The organism is Streptomyces sp. 8N706, from assembly GCF_052245415.1.
Taxonomy (GTDB): domain Bacteria; phylum Actinomycetota; class Actinomycetes; order Streptomycetales; family Streptomycetaceae; genus Streptomyces.
Genome location: NZ_JBQQBW010000004.1, coordinates 68,744 through 80,538, shown reverse-complemented (window position 1 = coordinate 80,538; position 11,795 = coordinate 68,744). Strand labels below are relative to the sequence as shown.

The window sequence follows — 11,795 nt, the reverse complement described above, 5'->3', positions numbered from 1 at the left end:
ACGAGATCGGGGCGCGGGTCGGTCGAGGTCGGACGTGGGGCGCGGTTCGGTCGAGTCGGGTGAGGTCGGGCCGCGGGGCGCGAGTCGGGTGAAGGCGTCGGGGCTGGTGTGGGTGGAGGCGGGCTGGTGCGCTGGGCCGGGGCAGCAGGTACGTCCGGTGCGAGCCGGGTGCCGGTTGGTGCCCCAGCGCATCACCTGGAGGCATCACCGCCCCGCCGGAGAGGCTGCTCACTACGGGGTCGGGGGCCGGCCGGAACAGCTGCACGCAACCGGGCCCGTGTCTTGAGCAACGGTCACCAGCGCGGCCGGTGCCCTTGGAGGGCCGGGCCGGCCTGACGGACTGTCAGGCAGACTTCTCCGCGGCGCGGAGCGCCGCCCGCAGATGCCCGTCGGCGTCGGCGAGCAGCCGGGCCGCCGTCGGGCCGTCGACGCCGCCGATGATGGTGAGGATCGCGTTCTTCACCTCCCCGTCCGTCGCGGCGAGCGCGGTCTCGATCTCCGCGTCCGACGCGCCGGTCGCGAGGGAGACGATCCGGCGCGAGCGGGCGCGCAGCTTCTCGTTCGAGGCGCGGACGTCGACCATCAGGTTCCCGTACGTCTTGCCCAGCCGGATCATGGTGATCGTCGACAGCATGTTGAGCACGAGCTTCTGCGCCGTACCGGCCTTGAGCCGGGTCGAGCCGGTCAGCAGCTCCGGGCCGACGACGACCTCGATGCCGTGCTCGGCGGCGGCCGCGAGGGCCGAACCGGCGTTGCAGGACAGGCCGATGGTGAGCGCGCCGCGGGCCCCTGCGTGCTCGACGGCGCCGATGGCGTACGGGGTGCGGCCGGAGGCCGAGATGCCGACGACCGTGTCCCGCGAGGTCAGGGCGAGCGCGTCCAGATCGGCCGCCGCGAGCTCCTTGCTGTCCTCCGCGCCCTCCACCGAGGTGACCATGGCGCCGGGGCCGCCGGCGATCAATCCGACCACATCTGCCGGCGCGGTGTTGAAGGTCGGCGGGCACTCGCTCGCGTCGAGCACGCCGAGCCGCCCCGCGGTCCCCGCTCCCGCGTAGACCAGCCGTCCGCCGTGCGCCATACGGGCGGCCGTGGCGTCGATCGCGGCGGCGATCCGGGGCAGCTGTCCGGCGACGGCGGTGGGAACCGTGGTGTCCTCACCGTTCATGATCTTCGCGATCTCGAGAGTGGGCAGCTGGTCGATATCGGCCAGCTCGCCGCGGAACGCCTCGGTGGTGAGGGTGTCCAGCTCGGCGCGCAGCCGTTCGGAACCGGAATCGGCGGTCCAGGTCATGGGGGTGGCTCTCCCGGAAGTGTTCGGAAGGTCAGATGCGTTTGGGGCTGTGGCGGTGGGCCAGGGCCTCGTAGGAAGCGGAGAGGGCGGGTGCCGCCGAGTCGTACGTCCGCTGGGCGACACCTATGAACAGGCAGTCCACCACCAGCAGCTGGCTCGTACGGCTCGACATGGCCGCGGGCCGCAGCTCGCTCTCGCGCGGGGTGGAGGTCGTCAGGACATGGTCCGCGTACTGGGCGACGTCGGCGTCGGGCCGGCCGGTGATCGCGACGGTCGTGGCGCCGTGGTCGAAGGCGACGCGCAGCGGTTCGATGACGTCGGTCGTCCGGCCGGAGTGGGTGATGGCGACGGCCACATCGCCGCTCCGCAGCTGTACGGCGTTGGTGACCGCGAGATGGGGGTCCGCGTGGGCGTGGGCTATGAGGCCGATGCGGAGCAGCTTCTGCACCAGATCCTGCGCCACCAGGTTCGACGCCCCTATGCCGTAGACATCGATGCGGCGGGCGGTGGCGACCGCCGTGACCGCCGCCTCGAGCTGGGCCGTGTCGAGACCGGCCGCGGTGTCGGCGAGGCACTGCTGCTCCTCCTGTGCGAGCTTCGCGACCACGGAGGAGATCGGGTCGTCGACCGCTATGCCGGCCGTGACGGCCGGTGCGGCCCCGGACTGCTGCTGGGCGGCGAGACCGGCGAGGGCGAGGCGCAGATCGCGGTAGCCGGGGTAGCCGAGGGCGCGGGCGGTACGGACGACGGTGGCCTCGCTGGTGCCCGTGCGCTCGGCGAGACCGGTGACGGTGAGCGCGGCGCAGCCCGCCGGGTCGCCGGCCACGGCCTCGGCGACCCGCTGCATCGAACGGGTCATCGAGGGGCCGAGCGTACGGACCTTGGCGGCGAGGGCGGCGGGGGCGGGCGGAGCCATGCCCCTGCTGGTGCCTCGGCCGCGGTCGGCGCTGCTGCCCCGGCCGGTCCCCGGGCTGCTTCCTCGGCTGGTCCCCGGGTCGCCGGCTGGGCCGGTGCCCGCGCTGCTGCCCCGGCTGCCGGTGGCCGCGCTGTCGGTGCCTGCGCTCCCGGGGCCGGTGCCGCGGTTGCCGGCGCCGGCGTCGCCGCCTCGGTTGCCGGTGCCGCCGCCTCGGTTGCCGCTGAAAGTTTCCTTCATGTTGCTGCTCACCCTTGGAAGGTATTTTCAGGCAGGGGTGGAGTCAACCCCTCCCCGGGCGGGGCGACAATGGGCCTCATGGAGCTTGAGCAGGCACTGCACGCTGCCCGCGCCCTGATCATCGCCGACCTGACGGCGGGGGGCGTGGCCCAGGCCGATGTCGTATCGCTCGTCGAAGACGCGGTGGCGCACCGGCGGTGGTGGGTCGAACAGTGGCCCCCAGGCGTGGAGTTCGTGGTGGGCCTGGTGGCCCAGGACGTCCAGGACGCCCTGCTCGAGCGGTACGGGCGGTGGCCGCTGTGCCCGGTGTGCACGGAGGGCGGGGACCCGCATGCCCTGGATGTGGAACCGGAGCTGGGCGCCGATCCGCACTGGGTGTGCGGCAAGGCGGGCGTGGTGGTCGCGCCGGTGGGCCGCCTGGGCCCGGCCATGGGGAGCTGACCGTGGCGATATATATCGATCCCCCGACCTGGCCCGGGCACGGGCGGATGTGGTCGCACATGGTCAGTGATGTCTCCTACGAGGAGCTCCATGCCTTCGCGGCGCGGATCGGGGCGCCGGAGAGGGCGTTCGAGAGGGATCACTACGACGTGCCGAGCCATCGCTACGGGGACGCGGTGGGGGCGGGCGCGATCGAGGTGGGGAGCAAGGAGCTGGTACGACGGCTGACGGAGGCGGGGCTGCGGCGGCCGAAGGGGCGCTGACGCCTGGCCGACGGGCTCCTCGCCTCGCCGGCGGGGCCGCTCCGCGCTTTTGCGGGCTGGGCCCGTTCCTCACGTTGCGGGGCTGGGCCCGTTCCTGGTCTTGCGGGGTGGGGTTGCTCCCGGCGTGGTGGGCGGGGCCCGTTTCCGCGCCTCGTCGGCGGGGCCGCTGCCGCGCGTGGGGCGGGGTGCTTTGTGGTGCGGTGGGTTTTGCGGCGCGGGTGCGTGGTGGGCCCCCGCCCGCCGTCGGGGGCTCCGCTTGCCGTATTCCTTCGCCCGTTCCGGGCCGGGCTCCGTTCCGGTTTCTTCGCCCGGTCGGGGACAGGGCTCCGCTGCCGTCACGTCACGGTGAGGAGTTCGAGTTCCCCGGTCATGTTGTGGCGGGCGGTGCGTTCCCAGCGGTCGTGGGCGGTGTCCGTGCGGAACAGCCGCGGCAGCCCGAGCAGTTGGCGCAGGACCGCGGCGCGGCCGTCGCGGAAGGCGTCGTGCGGGACGAAGCCGTACTCCTGGCGGACAGCGGCGGCGTAGGCCGCGTACGCCTGTGGGGGGCCTGCGAGGACGGCGAGGTCCGCGTCGCACAGCACCTCGCCGTCCGCGTCCCCGGGCTCCGGATCGTGGGTGACCGTGAGCCGTACGAGCCGTGCCACCTCGGCGGTGCGCGTCGCCGAGACGCCCGCTTCGGGCAGGGCGCGCTCGGCGAGACGCGCGCTGCGCTCCTCGTTCTCCGAGCGCTCCGGCAGGTAGACGGCGTCGTGGAACCAGGCGGCGAGCCGGACCGCGTCCGGGTCCGCACAGTGGTGCGCCAGCTCCTCGATGCGGTCGAGAACGTCCAGCAGGTGGTGTGTGGTGTGATATCGCCGCTGGGGTTCGGCCCATCGGGCGAGGAGGTTCTCACCGTACGGGACGGGGTCCGGGGTCGGGTCCTCCTGGCAGCGGCGCAGCAGGTCGGACCAGCGGGCGAGAAGGATGTCATGGGTGGCGGTGGCTGCCATGAATCAATTGTGTGCCACAGCTTCCGGCGGTGGTCCCCGTGTGGCAACCTTGAGATATGTCTAGACCAATCCTCGAGGTCGTCGCCCTCAATGCCGAGGACGCGATCGCCGCGCGATCCGGAGGGGCGGACCGTCTCGAACTGGTCACCGATATGGCGGCCGATGGGCTGACCCCTTCCCGTGAGGTCTTCGCGGAGGTCAGGGCAGCGGTGGACCTTCCGCTGCGCGTCATGCTCCGGAGCGATCCCGGCTTCTCCGCCGAGGGGGTGCACGGGCTGTGCGCCAGGGCCGAGGAGCTGCTTGCGGAGGGAGCCGATGAGTTCGTACTCGGCTTCCTGGACCACGACGGGCACCCGGACCTGGTGGCCGTCGAGACGCTGGTCGCCGTGATCGAAGGCTGCGGGTGGACCTTCCACCGAGCCATCGACCGCACCCGCCATCGTGACGCGGCGCGCAAGCAGCTCGCCGGACTGCCGGGCCTCGACACCTTCCTGACGGCCGGGTCGGCGGCCGGGGTCGACGAGGGTCTGCCGACGCTCCTCGCGGAGGCGGCGCGCTCGGGTGAACCGGGCTACGAGGCGCGGCTCATGGTCGGCGGCGGCCTCCGCCTGGATCACGTGTCCACACTGCGCACCGCCGGGATCGACGCCTTCCACATCGGCACCGCGGCACGCCCCGCAGGCTGGGCCTCCCCGGTCTCGGCGGCGGCGGTCCGCGAGTGGCGCAACGCGCTCTGACAGTCTCCACCAGAGTGGGTGCCCATTGCGGTGGGTTGTGCGAGTCGTGGTTGTTGTGGCCGAGTGGGGAGGGGGACGGGGCCGGAGGGTGGGGTTCTGGAAACCTGGGGTCCCCCATGCCGAAGGCCAGGGGAGTATGTGTGGGCCGCCAGGCCCGTAAATGGACGTTCCAGGACCCCCACCCGGAGGTCGCGGCCCCCGTCACCATGACGCGGACAGTCCCGGGCAACGCTCCCGGACCGGGGTCCGGTGGGTGCTCGGACGGGGCTCGCTGCGGACCAGGTCCGGGCAGTGTCGGTGTGGCCGCGGTCCGGTGGACCTTGACCGGGACCGATCCAGGAATTGGTCCGCTCCGGATCGGTTCCACGCACGGGCGCGAGCGAGCGGTCAGAGCCTCAGGGCCGAGGGGAGAGGCGCCCCGTGGACCACCGTGAGGCCCGAGACCGCTCGCGTCAGGGCCACGTACAACCGGCGCAGCCCCGTGCGCTCGTCCGGTTCGCCGTCGACCACCGCCGCCGGCTCGTCCAGCACCACGTAGTCGTACTCCAGGCCCTTCGCGAGCGAGGCCGGGACGAGGGTGAGCCGTGCCTCGGCGGAGGTCTCCTCGCCGGGGGAGAGGTGGCCGAGGCCTGCCTCCGAGAGGGCCGCGACGAGCACCGGAACACGTGCGTCCGCCGCGATCAGCCCCACCGACCCCTCCTGCGCCAGCGCGTCCCGGCACGCGGCCAGGACCGAGGCGGGCAGGTCCGCGGGAGCGTCCACGGCTCGTACGACGAGCGATCCCGGCGCCTCCCGGACCGAGGTCGCCTCCGCGAGGCCCGGTGCGATCGCGGGAAGGAGTCGCGAGGCGTACGCGATGATTTCGCGCGGCACCCGGAAGCCCGCCGTCAGTTCCTCGATCCGCGCGTCCGCCTTCCCGAGATGGGACAGGGCCTCCGGCCAACTCCCCGTCGCCCAGGGAGTGGTGCCCTGGGCCAGATCGCCCAGTACGGTCGCGGAACCCGTCGAGCAGCGACGGCCCACCGCGCGGTACTGCATGGGGGAGAGGTCCTGTGCCTCGTCCAGGACGACATGCCCGAGCGAGTGCGTGCGCTCGACGAGATCCGAGGCCTCGTCGACCAGTACCGCGTCGGCCGAGGACCACTGGGCGGACTTCACGCTCCGGCCCGGCTTCCCCCAGACGCGCTGCGCGCGATCCGCGTGTACGTGGGCGCCGCGTTCAAGGTGGTCGTCCTCGGCGAGTACGCCGAGCGGTCACCGGTGGTCCGTCGCTGGACGCGTCGCCAACCGCCGCCGGCCGGGCGCGGGCCCGGCCGACGGCGGGACGGCGGCTACGCCTCGTCCGTGGCCGGCAGTTCGGAGGCGTCCACGATCCGGTACGCGTACCCCTGCTCAGCGAGGAACCGCTGCCGGTGCGCCGCGAAGTCCTGGTCGATCGTGTCCCGGGCGACCACCGAATAGAAGACCGCCGGATGGCCGTCCGCCTTGGGACGCAGCACGCGGCCGAGGCGCTGCGCCTCCTCCTGGCGGGAGCCGAACGTGCCCGAGACCTGGATGGCGACCGTCGCCTCGGGCAGGTCGATCGAGAAGTTCGCGACCTTGGACACGACGAGGACGCCGAGCTCGCCCTGCCGGAAGGCCTCGAAGAGCTTCTCGCGCTGCGCGTTGGTCGTCTCGCCCTTGATGACGGGGGCGCCGAGGTGTTCGCCGAGCTCGTCGAGCTGGTCGATGTACTGGCCGATGACCAGTGTCTGCTGCCCCCGGTGCCGCTCGACCAGCGCTTCGGTGACCCGGCGCTTGGTGTCGGTGGTGGCGCAGTAGCGGTACTTCTCGTCGGTCTCGGCCGTCGCGTACGCCAGCCGCTCGCTGTCGGTGAGGTCGACCCGTACCTCGATGCAGTCGGCGGGCGCGATGTAGCCCTGCGCCTCGATCTCCTTCCAGGGCGCGTCGAAGCGCTTCGGCCCGATGAGCGAGAAGACATCCGACTCGCGGCCGTCCTCCCGTACGAGCGTGGCGGTGAGCCCGAGGCGGCGGCGGGCCTGGAGGTCCGCCGTGAACTTGAAGACCGGGGCGGGGAGCAGATGCACCTCGTCGTAGACGATCAGGCCCCAGTCACGGGAGTCGAACAGCTCCAGATGCGGATAGATGCCCTTCCGCTTGGTGGTGAGGACCTGGTACGTCGCGATGGTGACGGGCCGGATCTCCTTGCGGGTGCCGCTGTACTCGCCGATCTCGTCCTCGGTGAGCGACGTCCGCTTCACCAGCTCGTGCTTCCACTGCCGCGCCGAGACCGTATTGGTGACGAGGACGAGGGTGGTCGACTTGGCGGTCGCCATGGCGCCCGCGCCGACCAGCGTCTTGCCCGCGCCGCAGGGGAGGACGACGACGCCGGAGCCGCCGTGCCAGAAGCCCTCGACGGCCTGCCGCTGGTACGGGCGCAGGGCCCAGCCGTCCTCGTGCAGCTCGATCGGGTGCGCCTCGCCGTCGACGTAGCCCGCGAGGTCCTCGGCGGGCCAGCCCAGCTTCAGCAGCGTCTGCTTGATCTGTCCTCGCTCGGAGGGGTGCACGGCGACCGTGTCCGGGTCGATGCGGGCGCCGACCAGCGGCTGGACCTTCTTGGAGCGCAGGATCTCCTCGAGGACGGGGCGGTCGGAGGACTCCAGCACGAGGCCGTGGGTGGGGTGCTTGAGCAGCCGGAGACGGCCGTAGCGGGCCATCGTCTCGGCGACGTCGACGAGAAGGGCGTGGGGCACGGGGTAGCGCGAGAACTCGACGAGCGCGTCGACGACCTGCTCGGCGTCATGCCCGGCCGCCCGGGCGTTCCACAGCCCGAGCGGGGTCACGCGGTACGTGTGGATGTGCTCGGGGGCTCGCTCGAGCTCCGCGAAGGGGGCGATGGCGCGGCGGCACGCGTCCGCCTGCTCGTGGTCGACCTCCAGGAGGAGCGTTTTGTCGCTCTGGACGATGAGCGGTCCGTTCACGCCTCGGCCCTTTCTGCGCGGGTTCGGCCCTTACGGCCAAATCTCCAGTGTGCCCCATGCGGCGGCGATGGCCGGGCGGATCGTCGGCCACGGGCCCGTACGGGCGCTCCGCGGGCGCCGGGCTCGTCGGCCGACTCCTGTCCGTGGACGAACGCGCCGTGGATGACGAGGGGGGCGGTGGGACGGCCGGAGCTGCGGGAGAGCGAGCACATCGAGATCGTCCGGCAGGGCCTACGCCTCGTGGGCCGGGTCGTCGGCGAGTTCGGCGACGCCGGTGATGCGGTGCAGGGGGTAGGTACGGACCTCGTCGGCGGTGTGGTCGTACGCCGTCACGAAGCCGCCCTCCACGCGCACCGGCGCGATCACCCGCTGGCTGGCGGCGCCGTCCGCGTTGACATAGCCGATCCAGACCGCGCTGCTGGTGAGGGCTGCCGCCTGCATGGTGGCGAGCGTCTCGGCCGAGGTGGTGCGGGGGAGGCGGCCGTCGTCCGCGGCGGCGGGGGTCCGCGCGGCCGGGGGCCTGCGGACCGCCGTGGCGGCGAGATCGCCTGCGCGGACGGCCTTGACCGCCGCGCCCAGCAGGGTGCTGTCGGGGACGGGCGGGCCGCTCTGGAGGGGCCTGGGCGCGGCGCGCGGCGGGGTGCGACGGGTGTCGGCGCGGGTCACGAGCACATCGCCCTCGGCGGACTCGGCCGCCGGGGCGTACCCCATCTCGCGCAGTCGCTCCAGGAGTTGGTCGGGGGTCGCCTGCGCGGCCAGCACGGTCGGCGCGAGGCGGCGCAGCCCCAGCCCGGACGAGCGCCGGTCGGCGACGATCTCGGCGAGCAGGGCGTCGTCGTCGCAGCGGACGTACGAGGACGCCGCTCCGACGCGGAGGTGCCCGTGCCTACGGGCCACGTCGTCGATCAGATAGCTGAGCGGCTGCGGCACGGGCGTACGGGAGTGTTCCGCGAGGAAGGCGTGCAGGTCGGCGGCGGTCCGGCCGGCGTCCAGGGCGCGACGTACGGAGCCGGGGGTGAACCGGTAGACCGTCGCGCCGCCTTTCGACTCGACGTTCGCGAGCACTCCCAGCATCTCGGCGAGCGGCCGCTCCAGGGGGCCGGGCGCGACGGCGGTCAGATCCGCTTGGAGGAGGACGTGGTCCAGGGGGGCCGGGAGGTTGGGGCCGAGCAGCGCCGCGGCTCGGGCCGCTGTGGCGTCCCGGCCTGGTGCCGGAGCCGGGCCCGGGCCCGCCCCGGGGACGGCGGCCGGGGGGCCGGGCGCTGTGGCCGACTGGGCCGGGATGCGGTTTCCGTCCACCCCGCCTCCTGGGGAACCGGCGACGGTGAAGGCCGTGTCCGCTGTGGTCCCGGCCGCCCCGGTCGGCGCCCCGTGCTCCGCGTCGTCCTGCGGCAGCGGCCCCAGAAGGGCGCGTCCGTGGGCCGAGAGGGCGCCACGGCCGGTGATGCCGAGGTGTTCGGCCTCCGCGAGGGTCCACCGGGCGATACGGGTGCGGAGATCGGCCGGGGAAGGGGAGGCGGAGGCTCTGCCCGGCGCGGGACGGCCCGCGGGGCTCCGGGCCGCCGTCGGGCCTGTCCGGCTCCGGGCCGCCGGGGCCGCCCCCGGGCCGGCCGCGTCGGTCGCCCGCGGCCCACGCGCTCCGGGGTCGCCCCCCGAGGAGGCCGCCGCCCCGTGCTCCCAGCGGAGCCGGGCCAGCAGGGCATCCGGGGAGGGCGAGACGCCTTCGGGGAGGGAGGCGAGGAGTTCGAGTGTGCGGCGGCGGATCCGGGGGGACGGCGAACGGTCCAGGCCCGGGCCGAGAGCGGCGAGCGTGCGGCCCTTGGCGTCCTGCCCGCCGACGACACCCGCCGTACGGGTCGCCGCCAGCCAGGCGGTGGCCAGCTCGGCCCAGCGCTCCTCCGCGGGCCGGCGAAGCCACTCGTCGTACGCCGGGGTCGCCGCGAACCGTTCGTCGGCCTCGCCGTCGGACGCGAGCAGTCCGGCGGCGTACGCGAGTTCGAGCCAGAAGGCCGCGGTGGCCTCGTCCGTGTCGAGCGCGACGGCCGTCCGCTTCAGGTCGCGGACGCTCAGACCCCCCGCGCGCAGCACCGCCGGGCCGCCGAGGTCCCACTCCTTCAGGAGGTCCTCGACCGTGCCGAGCGCGGTGAGCGCCTGGCTCGCCGCGGTCGCGTCCACCAGGTGCGGACGGTGCTCGGCCGCGGGCCGAACGGCCGGTGCCACGGGCTCGGGGGTACGGTGCGCCCGGCCGCCGCGCAGATGCAGGGCGACCTCGCGCGGCAGGACGACGGTGCCCGGCCCGGTCGGCAGGAGCAGCCCGCGGGCGGTCAGCCAGCGGACCGGTGGGGACGGGTGCGCGGGCACGGTCCCGTACGGCGGGCCCCACACGAGTCGGGCGAGTGTCTCCCGGGACTCCTCCGGCGCCCCGGCGAGCAGCGCGGACATCCGTGTGCGGTCGGAGAAGAGGGCGGTGAGCGCGTCGACGGCGGTCACCGGGTCATGGGTGGCCGGGAGCCCGGCGGTGGCGATGATCTCCTGGAGGCGGCCGGGTGACATTCCGGCGGTCGCTTCGGCGACGGTGGGGCCCAGGCCGGTGGGCGACGAACCGGTGGCTCCGCCCGCCAGCACCTCGCGGGCGGTGCGGACGAGACGGAGCCGCTCGTCCCCGCCCCATACGAGCGCCTGCGTGCGGAGGGTGGCGACGGCGCGGGGGAGTTCCCGCTCGATGTCGTCGGCTGCCTGTGCGTCCTCAGCGCCGGGGTCGCCCGCCATCAGGCCGAGCAGGGTGGCGTACGGGCAGGGGTCCGGCGCGATGGACAGGGCCTCGGCGGTCTGCAGGGCGAAGCGGTCGAGCCGTTCGAGGGCGCGGACGACGGAGGCGCGGGTGCCGGCGCGGGTGGCGAGCTGGGTGAGGTCGCCGGGGACGGGGGAGAGGAGGTCGGGCCGTGCCCGGAGGAGGGCGGCGAGGTCGTCGTCGGACCGGGTGCGCAACTCGTCGGCGAGCGTACGGGGCGGGGCGGCCGTGCGGGGGCGGCTGCCGCTTCCGCCGCGGGGCTCTGTCGGCACGCGCTCCTCCCGGTTCCGGTTGGTGGCCATCCGCCTCACGATAGCCACTCCGCGGGGCCGGCGTTCGGTGCCTGACGCAGGTGCCCCGGGCTTCGGCGCAGGCCTCCGCCCCGGGGCCTGCGGGCGGGCTCGCGTCCGGCCCGCATGCCCCGCCCGCAGACCGGACGCCGCCACCGTCCGCCTCTGCTCGTGCCGCGGCGGGTTTCTGCCCGGCTCGAGCACGCCGATCTCGACAGCCCGGGGCCGCAACGCTTCCACGCCTGCCGCAGCCGCGCGACGGCTTGGTGCCCTTCCCCGGACCGGTCACGGCCGGTGCCGCGGAGGAGGGGGAGGACGAGGTCGGGGTGGAGGAACGAAGAGGAGTGAGCCGGAGGGCGTGAAGGGCCGGGCGTCCGGGTCGCCGACGCTGCGGCAGGCACCCGTCCCGGCCCCAGCGGCTCCTACATCGACCGCCGCGAAGCAGCCCCGTCCTCTCCTGCGTCCTACGACCAGGGCCGTGAAGAGGAGCTGTGGAGCACCGCCGCCGAGCTGTGCGCCCTGTCTGCCGAACCCACCCCATCGGGGGAAGCCGCTCCCCGCCTACCCAGGTGACGCCGCCGGTGAAGCCGCGGCGCACCCAACAGTCCCGGGCGCCGAAGTGTGCGGTGCCCGACTGCTCCGGCCACCCGACCGTCCTGCGCGCCCAACCATCCCGGGCGCGGACCCTCCGGCCTGACAGCATCGCTTCGCCGACGGTGACCGGGAACGCACCGCGTGGCGTGCAGCGGACCTGGCGATCACCCGGGGGCGGCAGGGCCCAGGGCCCGGAGAGGGCGTCGTGTCCCCCGGGGCCGGGGGACGTGTGAACCGGTACCGTCGTGGCAGGTGTCAAGCCGTC

Annotated in this window: 8 protein-coding genes and 1 pseudogene; 3 read left to right on the top strand and 6 right to left on the bottom strand. The window is 74.2% G+C overall.

Annotated features, from left to right (window positions below):
• Positions 1–343: 343 nt before the first annotated feature.
• Both murQ and ACTWQE_RS03030 read right to left on the bottom strand, forming a co-directional pair.
• Positions 344–1,291 (bottom strand): N-acetylmuramic acid 6-phosphate etherase, encoded by a 948-nt coding sequence (gene murQ / locus ACTWQE_RS03035; RefSeq protein WP_443327212.1) that lies wholly within the window; start codon positions 1,289–1,291, stop codon positions 344–346.
• 31 nt (positions 1,292–1,322) lie between these two features.
• On the bottom strand, positions 1,323–2,207 hold the full coding sequence (locus tag ACTWQE_RS03030; RefSeq protein WP_443327287.1) for a MurR/RpiR family transcriptional regulator: 885 nt from the start codon (positions 2,205–2,207) through the stop codon (positions 1,323–1,325).
• Between the two features lie 315 nt (positions 2,208–2,522).
• On the opposite strand from ACTWQE_RS03030, the gene ACTWQE_RS03025 reads away from it, so the two are divergent.
• A complete protein-coding gene (locus ACTWQE_RS03025; protein WP_443327211.1) occupies positions 2,523–2,885 on the top strand; it encodes a hypothetical protein in 363 nt (120 codons plus the stop codon).
• 2 nt (positions 2,886–2,887) lie between these two features.
• Entirely contained in the window at positions 2,888–3,148 is a 261-nt protein-coding gene (locus ACTWQE_RS03020) for a DUF4031 domain-containing protein (protein ID WP_443327210.1), read from the top strand.
• 335 nt (positions 3,149–3,483) lie between these two features.
• On the opposite strand, the gene ACTWQE_RS03015 is transcribed toward ACTWQE_RS03020, so the two are convergent.
• Positions 3,484–4,137, bottom strand: coding sequence for an HD domain-containing protein (locus ACTWQE_RS03015; protein ID WP_443327209.1), 654 nt, complete (start codon positions 4,135–4,137; stop codon positions 3,484–3,486).
• A gap of 56 nt (positions 4,138–4,193) precedes the next feature.
• Between ACTWQE_RS03015 and ACTWQE_RS03010 the strand changes: the two genes are divergently transcribed.
• On the top strand, positions 4,194–4,874 hold the full coding sequence (locus ACTWQE_RS03010) for a copper homeostasis protein CutC (protein ID WP_443327208.1): 681 nt from the start codon (positions 4,194–4,196) through the stop codon (positions 4,872–4,874).
• A gap of 387 nt (positions 4,875–5,261) precedes the next feature.
• Here the strand turns inward: ACTWQE_RS03010 and ACTWQE_RS03005 are convergent.
• The 3 genes and pseudogenes from ACTWQE_RS03005 to ACTWQE_RS02995 form a co-directional block, all read right to left on the bottom strand.
• Positions 5,262–6,056, bottom strand: a pseudogene (locus ACTWQE_RS03005) (ATP-binding domain-containing protein); the annotation flags it as partial.
• A 149-nt stretch (positions 6,057–6,205) separates the two neighbouring features.
• Entirely contained in the window at positions 6,206–7,855 is a 1,650-nt protein-coding gene (locus ACTWQE_RS03000) for a DNA repair helicase XPB (RefSeq protein ID WP_443327207.1), read from the bottom strand.
• Between the two features lie 231 nt (positions 7,856–8,086).
• On the bottom strand, positions 8,087–10,948 hold the full coding sequence (locus tag ACTWQE_RS02995; RefSeq protein WP_443327206.1) for a helicase C-terminal domain-containing protein: 2,862 nt from the start codon (positions 10,946–10,948) through the stop codon (positions 8,087–8,089).
• Positions 10,949–11,795: the final 847 nt, after the last annotated feature.